General features: G+C 70.5%; 15 protein-coding genes. All 15 read right to left on the bottom strand.

Annotated features, from left to right (window positions below; genetic code table 11):
• Positions 1–90 precede the first annotated feature (90 nt).
• Entirely contained in the window at positions 91–1,164 is a 1,074-nt protein-coding gene (aroB, locus tag ABZX85_RS42880) for a 3-dehydroquinate synthase (protein ID WP_355882133.1), read from the bottom strand.
• A complete protein-coding gene (locus ABZX85_RS42875) occupies positions 1,161–1,676 on the bottom strand; it encodes a shikimate kinase (protein WP_355882130.1) in 516 nt (171 codons plus the stop codon). The genes aroB and ABZX85_RS42875 overlap by 4 nt, the downstream gene beginning before the upstream one ends.
• Positions 1,673–2,857, bottom strand: coding sequence for a chorismate synthase (gene aroC, locus ABZX85_RS42870; protein ID WP_355882127.1), 1,185 nt, complete (start codon positions 2,855–2,857; stop codon positions 1,673–1,675). The genes ABZX85_RS42875 and aroC overlap by 4 nt, the downstream gene beginning before the upstream one ends.
• A 167-nt stretch (positions 2,858–3,024) precedes the next feature.
• Complete coding sequence (locus tag ABZX85_RS42865; protein WP_355882125.1) at positions 3,025–3,354, bottom strand: hypothetical protein; 330 nt, start codon at positions 3,352–3,354, stop codon at positions 3,025–3,027.
• A 57-nt stretch (positions 3,355–3,411) separates the two neighbouring features.
• Positions 3,412–4,251, bottom strand: coding sequence for a shikimate dehydrogenase (locus ABZX85_RS42860; protein WP_355882122.1), 840 nt, complete (start codon positions 4,249–4,251; stop codon positions 3,412–3,414).
• A 117-nt stretch (positions 4,252–4,368) separates the two neighbouring features.
• Entirely contained in the window at positions 4,369–6,093 is a 1,725-nt protein-coding gene (gene mltG, locus ABZX85_RS42855) for an endolytic transglycosylase MltG (protein WP_355882120.1), read from the bottom strand.
• A gap of 133 nt (positions 6,094–6,226) precedes the next feature.
• The gene (ruvX, locus tag ABZX85_RS42850) at positions 6,227–6,679 is read right to left on the bottom strand and encodes a Holliday junction resolvase RuvX (protein ID WP_187750760.1); all 453 of its coding nucleotides are present in this window, start codon (positions 6,677–6,679) and stop codon (positions 6,227–6,229) included.
• Positions 6,679–9,351: an alanine--tRNA ligase gene (alaS, locus tag ABZX85_RS42845; RefSeq protein ID WP_355882117.1), complete on the bottom strand. Its 2,673-nt coding sequence runs from the start codon at positions 9,349–9,351 to the stop codon at positions 6,679–6,681. Before alaS ends, ruvX begins: the two co-directional genes overlap by 1 nt.
• Positions 9,351–9,683: a hypothetical protein gene (locus ABZX85_RS42840; RefSeq protein ID WP_355882114.1), complete on the bottom strand. Its 333-nt coding sequence runs from the start codon at positions 9,681–9,683 to the stop codon at positions 9,351–9,353. Before ABZX85_RS42840 ends, alaS begins: the two co-directional genes overlap by 1 nt.
• Before the next feature lie 8 nt (positions 9,684–9,691).
• Positions 9,692–10,117: a DUF948 domain-containing protein gene (locus ABZX85_RS42835; RefSeq protein ID WP_355882112.1), complete on the bottom strand. Its 426-nt coding sequence runs from the start codon at positions 10,115–10,117 to the stop codon at positions 9,692–9,694.
• 149 nt (positions 10,118–10,266) lie between these two features.
• Positions 10,267–10,881 (bottom strand): 30S ribosomal protein S4, encoded by a 615-nt coding sequence (gene rpsD / locus ABZX85_RS42830; RefSeq protein ID WP_355882110.1) that lies wholly within the window; start codon positions 10,879–10,881, stop codon positions 10,267–10,269.
• A gap of 306 nt (positions 10,882–11,187) precedes the next feature.
• On the bottom strand, positions 11,188–12,543 hold the full coding sequence (locus ABZX85_RS42825) for a replication-associated recombination protein A (RefSeq protein WP_355882107.1): 1,356 nt from the start codon (positions 12,541–12,543) through the stop codon (positions 11,188–11,190).
• A 56-nt stretch (positions 12,544–12,599) separates the two neighbouring features.
• Positions 12,600–13,259: a vitamin K epoxide reductase family protein gene (locus tag ABZX85_RS42820; protein WP_355882104.1), complete on the bottom strand. Its 660-nt coding sequence runs from the start codon at positions 13,257–13,259 to the stop codon at positions 12,600–12,602.
• 208 nt (positions 13,260–13,467) lie between these two features.
• The gene (gene hisS / locus ABZX85_RS42815) at positions 13,468–14,733 is read right to left on the bottom strand and encodes a histidine--tRNA ligase (RefSeq protein WP_355882101.1); all 1,266 of its coding nucleotides are present in this window, start codon (positions 14,731–14,733) and stop codon (positions 13,468–13,470) included.
• 11 nt (positions 14,734–14,744) lie between these two features.
• Entirely contained in the window at positions 14,745–15,458 is a 714-nt protein-coding gene (locus ABZX85_RS42810) for an MBL fold metallo-hydrolase (RefSeq protein ID WP_355882098.1), read from the bottom strand.
• Between the last annotated feature and the right edge of the window lie 165 nt (positions 15,459–15,623).

Below are 15,623 nucleotides of genomic sequence, written 5' to 3'. Positions count from 1 at the left end.
GAACGGTACCGCCCCCGGCCGTCGTTTGGTGAACGACCGGGGGCGGTCCGAAGTGCCCGTCGTGCGAAGGGATTCGGGAGGTTCCGGGGCCTACTGCCCCACCTCTCCGTAGGCGGCGAGCAGGACCGCCGGGTCGGGGCCCTCCATGACGGTCGGCTTGCCGAGTCCGTCGAGGACGATGAAGCGGAGCAGGTCGCCGCGCGACTTCTTGTCGACCTTCATCGCCTCCAGCAGCTTGGGCCACTGGTCGTAGCGGTAGTGCAGCGGCAGCCCGACCGACTCCAGGACCGTGCGGTGCCGGTCGGCGGTCGCGTCGTCCAGCCGCCCGGCGAGCCGCCCGAGTTCGGCCGCGAAGTGCATGCCGACGGAGACGGCGGCGCCGTGCCGCCACTTGTAGCGCTCGTTCTTCTCGATGGCGTGCGCGAGGGTGTGGCCGTAGTTGAGGATCTCGCGCAGGCCCGCCTCCTTGAGGTCGGACGACACGACGTCCGCCTTCACCCGGATCGACCGCTCGATCAGCTCGGCGGTGTGGGGACCCGCGGGCGTGCGGGCGGCCTCGGGGTCGGACTCGATCAGGTCGAGGATCACCGGGTCCGCGATGAACCCGGCCTTGATGATCTCCGCGAGCCCCGACACGTAGTCGTTGACGGGCAGCGACTCCAGCGCGGCCAGATCGCACAGCACCCCGGCGGGCGGGTGGAACGAGCCGACGAGGTTCTTGCCCTCGGCCGTGTTGATGCCGGTCTTCCCGCCCACGGCCGCGTCGACCATGGCCAGCACAGTCGTGGGCACGGCGATCCAGCGCACCCCGCGCAGCCAGGTCGCCGCGACGAACCCGGCGAGGTCCGTCGTCGCCCCGCCGCCGACACCGACGATCACGTCGGTGCGGGTGAACCCGGACTGCCCGAGCGCCTTCCAGCAGTACGCGGCGACCTCGGCGGTCTTGGCCTCCTCGGCGTTCGGCACCTGGATGGCGACCGCCTCGAACCCCTGCTCGGCGAGGTCGGCGCGCAGCGCGTCCCCGGTCTCGGCGAGGGCCTCGGGGTGGATGACGGCGACCCGCCTGGCCTTCTGCCCGATCAGCCCGGCGAGTTCGCCGAGCAGCTGACGGCCCACCAGGACGTCGTACGGAGTGTCGCCGCCGACGTGGATGCGTGTCGTCATACGTCCTTCAGCTCCAGGGAATCCAGGGCGACTCGGGTGACCTCTTCGGGGGTGCGGCCGTCGGTCGCGACGACGGCCGTCGCGACGGACTCGTACAGCGCGCGCCGGGCCTCCATCAGCTCGCGCCACTGTTTGCGGGGGTTGACCGCGAGGAGCGGGCGGGCGGTGTTGAGGCCGGTGCGCCTGACCGCCTCCTCGACGTCCATCGACAGGTAGACGACCTGCCGCCCGGCGAGCAGCGCGCGGGTGTCGGCGTCCAGGATCGAGCCGCCGCCGAGCGCGAGGACGCCCTCGTGCGTGTCGAGCGCGGCCTCCACCGCCGCCTTCTCGATCGCGCGGAAGGCGGGCTCGCCCTCCTCGACGAAGATGTCGGCGATCGTGCGGCCCTGCGCGGTGACGATGTCGTCGTCGGTGTCCCGGTAGGGCACCCCGAGGTGCTCGGCGAGGAGCTGCCCGACGGTCGACTTCCCGACGCCCATCGGCCCGACCAGGACGACCAGCGGACCGCTCATCGGATCGTCAGGCTGTCGAGGTACGAGCGGACGTTGCGCCGGGTCTCGGTGACGCTGTCGCCGCCGAACTTCTCCGCGACCGCGTCCGCGAGGACCAGCGCCGTCATCGCCTCCGCGACGATCCCGGCGGCCGGCACCGCGCACACGTCGGAGCGCTGGTGGTGGGCCTGGGTGGCCTCGCCGGTCGCGACGTCGACGGTCCGCAGGGCGCGCGGCACGGTCGCGATCGGCTTCATCGCCGCGCGCACACGCAGGAGTTCACCGGTCGACAGGCCGCCCTCGGTGCCGCCGGAGCGGCCGGTGACGCGGCGGATGCCGTCGTCGGTGCTGACGATCTCGTCGTGCGCCTGCGAGCCCGGCACCCGGGCCAGGTCGAAGCCGTCGCCGACCTCGACGCCCTTGATCGCCTGGATGCCCATCAGCGCGGCGGCGAGCCGCGCGTCCAGACGCCGGTCCCAGTGGACGTGCGAGCCGAGGCCCACCGGCACGCCGTAGGCGAGGACCTCGACGACGCCGCCGAGGGTGTCGCCGTCCTTGTGGGCCTGGTCGATCTCCGCGACCATCGCCTTCGAGGCGTCCGCGTCCAGGCAGCGCACCGGGTCGGCGTCCAGCTTCTCGACGTCCGCCGGGGTGGGGTACACCCCGTACGGGGCCTTCGCGGCGGCCAGTTCGACGACGTGGCTGACGATCTCGATGCCGGCCGTCTCCTTGAGGTAGGAGCGGGCGACCGCGCCGAGCGCCACGCGGGCGGCGGTCTCGCGGGCGGAGGCGCGCTCCAGGATCGGACGGGCCTCGTCGAAGCCGTACTTCTGCATGCCGGCGAGGTCGGCGTGGCCCGGGCGGGGGCGGGTCAGCGGGGCGTTGCGGGCTGACTGCGCGAGCTCGGCCGGGTCGACCGGGTCGGCCGACATGACCTTCTCCCACTTCGGCCACTCGGTGTTGCCGACCATGACCGCGACCGGGGAACCCATCGTCAGGCCGTGCCGGACACCGCCGAGGAAGGTGACCTCGTCCCGCTCGAACTTCATCCGCGCACCCCGGCCGTAGCCGAGCCGACGCCGCGCGAGGTGGTCCGCGACCATCTCCGTGGTGATCGGCACGCCGGCGGGAAGGCCCTCCAGCGTGGCGACGAGTGCGGGACCGTGGGACTCCCCTGCGGTCAGCCAACGCAGCCTGCTCAACGATGCTCCTCGGTGCTCGCGCCTGCTACGGTTCCGCCGCCGCGCATCGACGCGTACGGCGCGGGCGGCACCGGGTGCGCGGCCCTGGCCCGCCACCCCCGATCCTCCCACGTCCCGCCCCCGGACCCGCCCTCCGGTCCATCACCCGGACGTGCCCGGAAAGCGGCTCAACTCTGCTCGGGCCGGTTCTGGGGCGCGTAGGACCCCAGGAAGTCGGCCCCGCGCGGCCCCTGTGCCTGGGGCTGCTGCGGCGCGTACGCGCCGAGGAAGTCCGCACCCCGCGTCCCGTCCCCCTGCTGCTGGACGACACCGCCCCCGGCCCCGGCCGCCGCCACCGCCCGGCGCAGACGCCGGAGCATCAGCTTCCGGCGCAGCGCGAGCACCCAGGACCCCACGACCAGCAGGATGATCAGGCACAGGACCGGGATCTGAATCCAGTCCGGCATGAACTGAAGGACGACCTCGAAGATCTCGCTCTTGGCGGACGCGATGAACACGACCGTGCTCCCCCCGAAAAAACGCGCCCCGCCCCCTGCGTGACGCCCTCGCGAACCCTAGCGGGACGCGAGCGCGTGTTCGCCCGCTTTTCGCATCGCGTCCAGGGGGGCCGGCCGGTGCCCGGTCATCTGCTCGACCTGGAGCACCGCCTGGTGGACGAGGAGGTCGAGGCCGCTCACGACCGCGCCGCCGTACATCGACCAGCGGGCGGCGAGCTGGGTGGGCCAGGGGTCGTACAGGACGTCGAAGAGGGTCGCCGGGCGTTCGGGGACGTCATGGGCGAGGGCGTCCGTCGCGCCGGCCGGGGTCGTGGCGACGACCAGCGGCGCCCGGAGCGCCTCGGCCGCGTCGGACCAGTCCGCCGTGCGCAGGTCGACGCCGAGCCGCTCCCCCCACTCCCGCATCTCGGCGGCGCGCGCCGCGCTGCGGACGTAGGCGACGATCTCCCCGGCGCAGACCCGGGAGAGCGCGGCGAGGGCGGAGGAGGCGGTGGCGCCGGCGCCCAGGATCGCGGCGGACCCGACCTGTTCGACGCCGCGTTCCCGCAGGGCCGCGACCATGCCGGGGATGTCGGTGTTGTCGCCGACCTTGCGGCCGTCCGCCGTGCGGATCAGCGTGTTGACGGCCTCGACCGACGCCGCCGTCTCGGTGATCTCGTCGAGCAGCGGGATGACGGCCCGTTTCAGCGGCATCGTCAACGACAGTCCCGCCCACGTCTCGTCGAGGCCGGCGACGAAGCCCGGGAGGGCCTCCTCGTCGACCTCGAAACGGTCGTAGGACCATTCCGTGAGCCCGAGCGCGTCGTACGCGGCGCGGTGCAGGACCGGGGAGAGGGAGTGGGCGATGGGGGAACCGAGCACGGCGGCGCGGCGGGCTGCGGGGGCCCGAGCTGTCATGACACCTGTCCTTGAACCTGACGTACCCGTTGTCCGACGGGCCTGGTGAACCGTATTGTCCTCACACCGTGATCGGTTGTCACGAAAGGCCCGTCAGTCCGTCATGTCCGCAGGTGGTCAGCCCTTCCTCGACTCGTTGAACTCCGCGACCAGTTCCTCGTGCTCGGCGAGGGTCTTCGTGAACTTACTGGTCTTGCCGTCCAGCGAGATGAAGTAGTACCAGCCTTCCTTCGTCGGGTTGAGGGCGCCGCGCAGCGCCTCCTCGCCCGGGTTGTCGATCGGTCCGGGCGGCAGGCCCTTGACGTAGTAGGTGTTGTACGGGTTCTTGAACCGCTTGAGCTCGGCGATCGTGAGGTCGATCTTGCTCTGGTTCTTGATGTAGTTGTACGTGGAGTCGAACTCCAGCGAGCCGTACGTCTGGGGGTTGCCGGGCTTGAGGCGGTTGTAGACGACCTCGGCCATCCGGCGGTAGTCGTCGTGGCTGGTGCCCTCGGCCTGCGCGAGGCTCGCGACGGTGAGGAGCTGCCAGGGGCCGTCGAGGCCGAGCTGGTCGGCCTGCTTCTCCAGGCCGAGCTGCTGGTACTTCTCGGCGGCGCGGGCGACCATCTCCTTGAGGACGGTCTCCGGCTTGTCGTCCTTGCCGATGGAGTAGCGCGAGGGGTAGAGGAAGCCTTCGAGCGGGTCCTTCACCTCGGGGTGGTTCTGCGCCCACTCGGGCAGCCCGAGGTCCTTGTACTTCTCCTGCGCGACCTTCGCGGTGGTGCCCTCGGAGAGGTCGAGGCGCTTGTCGATCTGCGCGTAGACCGCGACGTTGCGGGTGCCCTCGGCGATGATCAGGTTGTTCTGGCTCTTGGGGTCGAGCATCATCGCGACGGCCGCCTTGGCGGACATCTCCTTGTTCAGGACGTAGGAGCCCTCCTGGATGCCGCTCGCCTTGGCGTTCTGCGTGTACGCCGAGACGAACGCGTCGACGCTCTTGACGACGCCCTCGGCCTTGAGGAGCCGCCCGATCTGCGCGCCGCCCGCGCCTTTGGGGACGGTGACGGACACCGTCTCGCTCGTGCCGTCGCCCGCGAAGTCGGGGGCCGTGCCGTAGCGGTTTTGGTAGAACTGGAGGCCGAAGTAGGCGACCCCGCCGATGCCGCCGCCGAAGACGAGGACGACGACGAGGCAGGCGAAGCCGTTGCGGCGCTTCTTCTTGCCCGAGTCCCCTTTTCCTTTGCCACCTTTGCCTCCGCGTCGGCCGCGCTCCTCAAGGGCGGTCTCGGCTACGGCGGCTTCCGCGTCGGAGTCGGTGTCGGGTTCCGGGAGGATGCCGCCGAGCGGCTCGGGCTCGGGTTCGGGCTCCGGCTCGGGGTCGCGGCGGCGGGCCGGGGGCTCCGGGGGCGGATAGGCGTCGGGGGTGCCGTAGAAGTCGGGCTGCTCGGCGCCGTACGCCGCGGGCTGCTGGCCGTAGGGGTCACCGGGGTCGGCCGCGTAGGGGACGTGCGCATGCGTACCGGTGCCGTCCCAGCCGCCCTGATGGTAGGACTGCGGCTGGTTCTGCTGGTCGTACTGGGGGTAGACCGGCTGACCGTACTGGTCGTACTGCTGTTGGTCGTACTGCGGCTGGGCGTGCTGCTGGCCGGGGTGGGGCTGCTGGCCGTAGCCGGCGTGCTGGTCGCCGCCCGCCCAGCCGTTGTAGGCCGCCTGCTGCTGCGGCTCCTGCGGGTACTGCTGCTGGCCCCCGTAGGCAGGCTGGTGCCCCATGGGGGCCTGCTGCCCTTCCCATCCGCCGTCCCCGAACAACGGGTCCTCCGGATGCCACGGTGCGGGGCCCGGACCCCGGCCATACTCAGTCATCGATCCCCTAGAGCCGCGAGGCGGCGGTTCGCGGCTGGGGGGTCCGGCTGCGGTTCCGCCTCTTGCTGTGCGGAGGCTGTTCGAACACCTCCGCATCGCGCGGAACGTTACCGTATCGCGATCAGATGACCACTTAGACGCCCTCTCCGGGTGCTTTACCTGACACCCGTTCGGATTCGAGCGCCTGCTGAAGGATGATCACAGCGGCTGCCTGGTCGATGACGGAGCGTCCCTTCTTGGACTTCACACCCGAGGCGCGCAGCCCCTGACTGGCCGTCACGGTCGTCATCCGCTCGTCCACGAGCCGAACCGGAATCGGGTCCACCGCCTTGGCCAGCGCCTCGGCGAAGCCGCGGACCTTGACCGCCGCCGGGCCCTCGCCCCCCTTGAGGGAGCGCGGGAGCCCGACCACGATCTCGATCGGCTCGTACTCCTCGACGAGCTGCCTGAGCCGCCGCTGAGCTGCGGGAACGTCCCTCCCGGGGACCGTCTCGACCGGGGTCGCGAGGATGCCGTCGGGGTCGCAGGACGCGACCCCGATCCGGGCGTCACCGACGTCGATGGCCAACCGCCGTCCCCGGCGCATCAGTTGGCCGTCTCCGCGACCAGCCGCTCGACGGCGTCCACGGCCTCGCCGACGGCGGCCGGGTTCTGCCCGCCGCCCTGGGCGACGTCCGGCTTGCCGCCACCGCCGCCGCCGAGCGTCTTGGCGGCCGTCCGAACCAGGTCGCCCGCCTTGAGACCGCGCTCACGGGCGGCCTCGTTGGTGGCGATCACGGTCAGCGGTTTGCCGTTGTTCACGGTGAACAGCGCGACGACGACGGCCCGCCCGCCCTGGATACGGCCCCGCACGTCGAGGACCAGCTTGCGCAGGTCGTCCGGGGTCGTCCCGTCCGGGACCTGGCCGGTGACCAGGGCGATCCCGCGTACGTCCTTCGCCGAGTCGGCGAGTCCGGCGGCGGCCTGGAGGACCTTCTCCGCGCGGAACTTCTCGATCTCCTTCTCGGCGTCCTTGAGCTTGCCGAGCATCGCCGAGACCTTCTCCGGCAGCTCCTCCGGACGCCCCTTGATCAGCTCCTGGAGCTGGGCGACGACCGTGTGCTCACGGGCCAGGAAGTTGTAGGCGTCGACCCCGACGAGCGCCTCGATACGCCGCACACCCGAGCCGATCGACGACTCACCGAGCAGCTTGACCAGGCCGAGCTGCGAGGTGTTGTGGACATGCGTGCCGCCGCACAGCTCCTTGGAGAAGTCCCCGATGGTGACGACCCGGACCTGCTCGCCGTACTTCTCGCCGAACTCGGCGATGGCGCCCTGCTTCTTGGCCTCGGCGATCGGCAGGATCTCGGCGTGCACGTCGAGATCGCGGGCGAGCACCTCGTTGATCTTCTGCTCGACGTCGGTCATCACGGCCGTCGGGACGGCGGACGGCGAACCGAAGTCGAAGCGGAAGCGGCCGGGCTGGTTCTCGGAACCGGCCTGGGCGGCCGTCGGGCCGAGGGCGTCGCGCAGCGCCTGGTGGGTGAGGTGGGTGGCCGAGTGGGCGCGGGCGATGGCGGTCCGGCGCCGGATGTCGATCGTGGCCTGGGCCTTGGCCCCGACAGTCACCTCGCCGACCTGGACGACGCCCTTGTGGACGTACACCCCCGGGACCGGCTTCTGGCAGTCGCGGATCTCGATCACGGCACCGGAGTCGATCCGGATCTTGCCGGTGTCGCCGATCTGGCCGCCGCCCTCCGCGTAGAAGGGGGTGCGGTCGAGGACGATCTCGACCTCGTCGCCCTCGGTGGCGGCCGGCGAGGAGACGCCGTCCACGAGGATGCCGACGACCGTGGTCTCGCCCTCGGTGTCGCTGTAGCCGATGAAGTCGGTCTCACCGGTCCGGTCGGCGATCTCCCGGTAGGCGCCGGCGCCGGCGTGGCCGGTCTTCTTGGCCTGGGCGTCGGCCTTGGCGCGCTCCCGCTGCTCCTTCATCAGGCGGCGGAAGCCGTCCTCGTCCACCGAAAGGCCCTGCTCGGCGGCCATTTCGAGGGTCAGGTCGATCGGGAAGCCCCACGTGTCGTGGAGGAGGAACGCCTTGTCGCCGGCGAGGACCGTACCGCCGGACGCCTTGGTCTCGGTGACGGCCGTGTCGAGGATGTTCGTGCCGCCCTTGAGGGCCTTGAGGAAGGCGTTCTCCTCGGCGACGGCGACCTTCTCGATCCGCTCGCGGTCGGTGATCAGCTCCGGGTACTGCTGGCCCATCATCCGGATGACGGTGTCGATCAGTTCGAGGACGACCGGGCCGGTGGCGCCGAGGAGGCGCATGTTGCGGATGGCCCGGCGCATGATGCGGCGCAGGACGTAGCCGCGGCCCTCGTTGCCGGGGGTCACGCCGTCGCCGATGAGCATCACGGACGTCCGCATGTGGTCGGTGACCACGCGCAGGGAGACGTCCGAGGTGTGGGCGTCGCCGTAGCGGACGCCGGTCAGCTCGGTGGCCTTGTCGATGACGGCCATCGAGGTGTCGATCTCGTACATGTTCTGCACGCCTTGCAGGATCATCGCGAGGCGCTCCAGGCCGAGGCCCGTGTCGATGTTCTTGCTGGGCAGCTCGCCGAGGATCTCGAAGTTGTCCTTGCCGATGCCCTCGCCGCGCTCGTACTGCATGAAGACGAGGTTCCAGATCTCGACGTACCGCTCGTCGTTGACGGCCGGGCCGCCCTCGACGCCGAACTCCGGGCCGCGGTCGTAGTTGATCTCGGAACACGGGCCGCAGGGTCCGGGGACGCCCATCGACCAGTAGTTGTCCTTCATGCCGAGGCGCTGGATGCGCTCCTTCGGCACGCCGACGACCTCGTGCCAGATGCGCTCGGCCTCGTCGTCCTCCAGGTAGACGGTGATCCACAGGCGCTCGGGGTCGAGGCCGTAACCGCCCTTGTCCTGGGGGCTGGTGAGCAGCTCCCAGGCGTACTTGATGGCGCCTTCCTTGAAGTAGTCGCCGAAGGAGAAGTTGCCGCACATCTGGAAGAACGTGCCGTGGCGGGTGGTCTTGCCGACCTCTTCGATGTCGGGGGTGCGCACGCACTTCTGCACGCTGGTGGCGCGCGCCCACGGCGGCTTGACCTCACCGAGGAAGTACGGCTTGAAGGGGACCATGCCGGCCGGGACGAGGAGCAGAGTCGGGTCGTCCGCGATGAGCGACGCCGAAGGGACGACGGTGTGTCCGCGCTCCTCGTAGAAGCTCAGCCAGCGGCGGCGAATCTCGGCCGACTCCATCAGTGGTCCTCATTCCGGTTGTACGTGTACGTCGTCGGGGGGTACGTCGTGTTCTCGATGGCGGCGATGCGCCGGGGTGCGGGGAGTTCGGGGGCCGACTCGATGCCGAGCGCGTCCTCCAGCTCGGCCTCCCGCCGGGCCATGTTGTCGCGGACGTCGACCGCGAAGTCGACCGCGCGGTCCTTGAGGCGGGCGCCCGTCTCCAGCGCCTTGTTCGCCGCGGTCGCGGCGAGGCTCTCCGGGGTGAGCTGCTTCAGCTTGCGGTTGACCTTGGTGGTGGCCCAGACGCCGGCGGCGACGCCGGTCGTGAACCAGAAAGTACGGCGGAACATCGCTGCTCTCAGTCCCTCTTCCCACGCCGCCGGGACACTGTCCGGCCCACGATCACGGTACGTCGGAGTGCCTTCGCGGGCGCGTCCTCTTTACGGCCGCCCAGCGCACGGCGGACGCCGTACCCGAACGCGGCGACCTTCACGAGAGGTCCGCCGAACGTCGAGGCCACGGTCGTCGACAGCGCGGAGGCGTTGGAGGTGACCTCCTGGACGTCCGTCGCGATCGCGTCGACCCGGTCGATCTGCGTCTGCGCGGAGCGGACGGCCGCGGAGGCGTCCGCGAGCAGCGGGACGGCCTGGTCGGTCACGTCCGCCACCAGCTTGGTGGTCGCCCTCAGCGTCTGGGCCAGCCTCACCAGCGCGACGGCGAGGAAGGAGACCAGGATCGCCCAGAAGACGGCCACGATGATCCCGGCTACCTCGCCTCCGGACACCGCACACCCGCTCTCTTTGACCCTTATGACTTGCAGGATGCGAGCCTATCGCGCCCGGCACCACACCTCGCACCGCATTACGGGCACGCGAAAGCCCGCCGCCCCCAAGGGGGCAGCGGGCTCCAAGTGGTACTACGACCGCCGGAAAATCAGCGGGCGTAGTACTCGACGACCAGCTGCTCGTCGCAGATGACCGGAACTTCCTTGCGGTTCGGCTCGCGGTCCAGGCGGAACGCCAGGGCCTTGAGGTTGACCTGAAGGTAGCGGGGGGTCTCGCCGTCGGCGGCGAAGCCACCCTCACGGGCCACGGTGAAGAGCGTCTTCTCGCGGCTGCGCTCGCGGACCATCACGACGTCGTCGGGACGGACACGGAACGAGGGCTTGTCGGTCTTCTGGCCGTTGACCTCGATGTGGCCGTGGACGACCATCTGACGGGCCTGGTAGATCGTGCGGGCGATGCCCGAACGCAGGACCAGGGCGTCGAGACGGCGCTCCAGCTCCACGATCAGGGCCTCACCGGTCTTGCCCTGGACCTTGGAGGCGCGCTCGTAGGCGCGGACGAGCTGACGCTCGGAGATGTCGTACTGCGCGCGCAGACGCTGCTTCTCCAGCAGACGGACCTTGTAGTCCGAGTTCTGCTTGCGGCCACGGCCGTGCTCGCCCGGCGGGTAGGGGCGGGCCTCGAAGTACTTGACGGCCTTCGGGGTGAGCGCGATGCCGAGGGCACGCGACTTCTTGACCTTGGGGCGGGACTGGTTCGCCACTGTGTTTCTCTCCGTATGTCTCTTCGGCTTGTCAGCATCACGAGAGGTCGCAATCCGCAGCCGGGGAAACCCTCGTCGCCTCGTCGGAACAAGGCGGTTCGGGCAGCCGCTCCCCTGATCTGGGCACATACGTGCAGCACGCGAGTGGCCCACCGACCGGTCTCGCCTCGCGGCGGATGGTGGTGGGCTGCCCGCGACACCGTTCGACGGTGCGCGACGCTCCTGGGACCCCCTCGCGGGGGTTCCGGCCGGTCGTCCCGCTCTGACAGCGCGGGACACGGCACTTCGGGCGAGTTTACAGGGTGCTCAGGACCGCTTGCGACCGAGGTGCTTCCTGGTCCACTCGACGGCGTCCGCGTACCGCGCCTCCGCGCCGTGTCTCGTCGGGGTGTAGTACTCGCGGTCCTTGATCTGGTCCGGGGCGTACTGCTGCTCGGCGATGCCCTCCGGGATGTCGTGCGGGTACACGTATCCCTGGGCGTGGCCCAGCTTGGCGGCGCCCTTGTAGTGGCCGTCGCGCAGGTGCGCCGGGACCGGTCCGGCCAGCCCCTTGCGGACGTCCTCCAGGGCGGCGCCGATCGCGGTCGTCGCCGCGTTGGACTTGGGGGCGAGGGCCAGCGCGATCGTCGCGTGGCTGAGGGTGAGGGCGGCCTCGGGGAAGCCGATCATCGCGACGGCCTGGGCGGCGGCGACGGCCGTGGGGAGGGCGGTCGGGTCCGCGAGGCCGATGTCCTCGCTGGCGGAGATCATCAGGCGGCGGGCGATGAAGCGGGGGTCCTCGCCGGCCTCGATCATGCGGGCGAGGTAGTGCAGGGCGGCGTCGACGTCGGAGCCGCGGATGGACTTGATGAGGGCGCTGGCGACGTCGTAGTGCTGGTCGCCGTCGCGGTCGTACTTGACGGCCGCGCGGTCGACGGTCTGTTCCAGCGTCGCGAGGGTGATCTCGGTCGCGCGCTGGTCGAGGGCGGCGCCGGCCGCCGCCTCCAGGGCGGTGAGGGCGCGGCGGGCGTCTCCGCCGGCGATGCGCAGGAGGTGGTCCTCGGTGTCCTCGGGGAGGGTGACGGCGGCTTTGAGGCCCCGGTCGTCGGTGACGGCTCTGCGCAGGAGGCCGCGGAGGTCGTCGTCCGTGAGGGGTTCGAGGGTGAGGAGGAGGGAGCGGGACAGGAGGGGGGAGATGACCGAGAAGTAGGGGTTCTCGGTGGTCGCCGCGATGAGGGTGACCCAGCGGTTCTCGACGGCGGGGAGGAGGGAGTCCTGCTGGGCCTTGCTGAAGCGGTGGATCTCGTCGAGGAAGAGGACGGTCTCCTTGCCGTAGCCGCCGCTGGCCCGGCGCGCGCCGTCGATGACCGCGCGGACCTCCTTGACGCCGGCGGTGATCGCCGACAGCTCCACGAACCGCTTGTCGGTGGCCTTGGAGACGACGTACGCCAGGGTCGTCTTGCCCGTGCCCGGCGGGCCCCAGAGGATCACGGAGGAGACGCCGGCCGGGCCGCCCGCGCCCTCGTCGACCAGGCGGCGCAGTGGGGAGCCGGGCTTCAGCAGATGCTGCTGGCCCGCGACCTCGTCGAGGGAGCGCGGGCGCATCCGGACCGCCAAGGGGCTTCCGGTCGGGTCCTTCTCCTGGCGGTCTTCGGCGGCTGCGGTGAACAGATCGGGCTCCACACGGAAACCCTAATTCACGGCACCGACAACGCGGACCGGGCCTCGGAAGGCCCAGGTCAGCTCGTCCAGAAGTCCCACCAGCGGGTCAGGATCAGCATCCCGATGATCCCGATGTGCACGGCGGGCAGGACCCACGTGAACTCGCCGAAGAAGCTCTTCAGCCAGCCCGGCCCCGGCAGGAAGCCGTTCCTGACGTTGAAGGACGTCACGTACCAGAACATGATGATCGTCGCGACCCAGGCCAGCGAGCACCACAGGCACAGCGCGTTGATCCGGTACAGCGACTGGAACTGGAGCCAGGTGCAGAACCCGACCCCGAAGAGCGTGCCGAAGTTGAAGGTCAGCCAGTACCAGCGCGGGAAGCGGGCGCGGCCCAGCAGGCTCATGCCGACGGCGATGACGATGCCGTAGCAGACCAGCCCGAGCATCGGGTTCGGGAAGCCGAAGGCGGCGGCCTGCTTGGACTCCATGACGCTGCCGCAGGAGACGACCGGGTTGAGGCTGCACCCGGGGACGAAGGTCTTGCCCTCGACCTTCGCTTCGAGGAGCTTGAACTTGTCGATCGTGATGACCCAGGCGGCGAGGAGCCCCGCGGCGCCCGTGATCACCAGCATCAGCGCGAACGCCTTGCTCCCGCCCACCGCACCGGGCGCGTCGGCGGTGGCGCGCTCCGGCTCGTGGCCCGTGGAGACCTCTTTGACTGTCGTCTTGCTCATCACGCCGATCCGTCAGATGGAGAGGGGACCTTCTTCTGGCAGCGCTCATTGTGCCGCACCCGCCCCCTCGTCCACCGTTCGATGGACATAAGAACCAGCTGTCGGAAGCCTGTTCAGGACAGGTGAGCGGCCCGGAAACAGCAAGGCCGGAACCGCCCGTGAGGACGATCCCGGCCTTGCCGCGTTGACGGTAGGAGGACGGTATGACTTACGGCTGGAGGCGGGCCTTCAGCTCCGTCACGATCGCGTCCACGGCGATCGCCGTCTGCTCCCCGGACTCCATGTCCTTGAGCTGGACGACGCCCTCCGCGAGGTCCCGCTCCCCCGCGACCAGCGTGTAGCGGGCGCCGGAGCGGTTGGCGTTCTTCATGGCGCCCTTGAGGCCCTTGTTGCCGTAGGCGAAGTCGGCGGCGACACCGGCCCTGCGCAACTCGCTGACCTTGGAGAAGAGCACGCGGCGGGCCTCCTCGCCGAGCGGGACCGCGTAGACCGAGGTCGGCGCCGGGAGGTCGAGGACGACGCCCTCCGCCTCCAGCGCGAGGACCGTGCGGTCGACGCCGAGGGCCCAGCCGACGGAGGGCAGCGCGGGGCCGCCGATCATCTCGGAGAGCCCGTCGTAGCGTCCGCCGCCGCCGACGGCGGACTGGGAGCCGAGGCCGTCGTGGACGAACTCGAAGGTCGTGCGGGTGTAGTAGTCGAGGCCGCGGACCAGCTTCGGGTCGTCCTCGAAGGCGACGCCCTCGGCGGTCAGCAGGGCGCGGACCTCCTCGTGGTACGCCTTGCAGGCGTCGCACAGGTAGTCCTGGAGGAGCGGGGCGTCCGTGAGCTGCTTCTGGACGTCGGGGCGCTTGTCGTCGAGGACCCGCAGGGGGTTGATCTCGGCGCGGCGCAGGGTCTCCTCGTCGAGGTCGAGGCCGCGCAGGAACGTCTGGAGGGCCTCCCGGTAGACGGGACGGCACTCCTTGTCGCCCAGGGAGTTCAGCAGGATGCGGAAGTCGCGCAGGCCGAGCGAGCGGTACGCCTGGTCGGCGAGGACGATCAGCTCGGCGTCGAGCGCCGGGTCCTCCGCGCCGATCGCCTCGGCGCCGACCTGGGAGAAGTGGCGGTAACGGCCCTTCTGGGGGCGCTCGTAGCGGTAGTACGAGCCGGAGTACCAGAGCTTGACGGGGAGGTTGCCCAGCTTGTGCAGGTTGGCTTCGAGCGCGGCGCGCAGCACGGAGGCGGTGCCCTCGGGGCGCAGGGCGAGCTTGGTGCCGCCCTTCGTCTCGAAGGCGTACATCTCCTTGGTGACGATGTCGGTGGACTCGCCGACGCCGCGTGCGAAGAGTTCGACGTTCTCGAAGCCGGGGGTCTCGGCGTAGCCGTACCCGGAGGCGCGCAGGGGCGCGGAGAGGGCGTCCCGGACGGCGAGGTAGGTCGCGGAGTCGGGCGGCAGGAGGTCGTACGTGCCCTTGGGGGCCTGGAAGGTACTCACGGGAGCAGTCGTCACATTCCTCGTCGGGGAGCGGCGTCGGGGCCGGTTCCCTGGCCGGCGGCCACCTGCCTGAGGTAGGCGTTGGTGGCGCGTTCGCGGCCGATGGTGGTCTGGGGGCCGTGGCCGGAGAGGACCACGGTGGAGTCGTCGAGCGGCAGGCACACCCGGGCCAGTGAGGCGAGCATGGCGTCCATGGAGCCGCCGGGCAGGTCGGTGCGTCCGATGGAGCCGGCGAAGAGCAGGTCCCCGGAGAAGAACACCGACGGGATGTCGGCGCTCTCGGGGAGCCTGAACGTCACCGACCCCTCGGTATGGCCCGGCGCGTGCGCGACGGTGAGTTCCAGACCCGCCAGCTCCAGCCGCGCTCCGTCGGTGAGTTCGCGGACGTCGTCCGGCTCCCCGATGGTCAGCTCGCCGAGCAGCGGCATCCCGATGGACCGGCCGAGGGCCTTCTCGGGGTCGCTCATCATGTAGCGGTCGTCGGGGTGAATCCAGGCGGGCACGTCGTGCGCGCCGCACACCGGGACGACCGAGGCCACGTGGTCGAGATGACCGTGGGTGAGGACGACGGCGACGGGCTTGAGCCGATGCTTCGCGAGTGCTTCCTCGACTCCGGGGGCCGCTTCGTGGCCCGGGTCGATGATCACGCACTCCTCGCCGGCGGCCGGGGCGACGAGATAACAGTTCGTCCCCCAGGCTCCGGCGGGAAACCCGGCAATGAGCACGATCGTCCTTCGTTCGTCTCGGTGTTTGTGTCGATAAGGGGGGCTTGCGCACGGCGCCGCCCACGTCAGAGCCTACCGGCGCTGCCGATTCCTCAGCGAACCCATATACGGTACGGGGCACACGCAGCGCGAACCGACGTACGAGACACGAAGCCCTCAAGGAGA

Origin of the sequence: Streptomyces sp. NPDC004539, from assembly GCF_040610055.1 — a bacterium.
In the GTDB taxonomy this organism is placed as follows: domain Bacteria; phylum Actinomycetota; class Actinomycetes; order Streptomycetales; family Streptomycetaceae; genus Streptomyces.
Note: the sequence above shows the minus strand (reverse complement) of the source record. Positions and strands in the feature narration are given on the sequence as shown.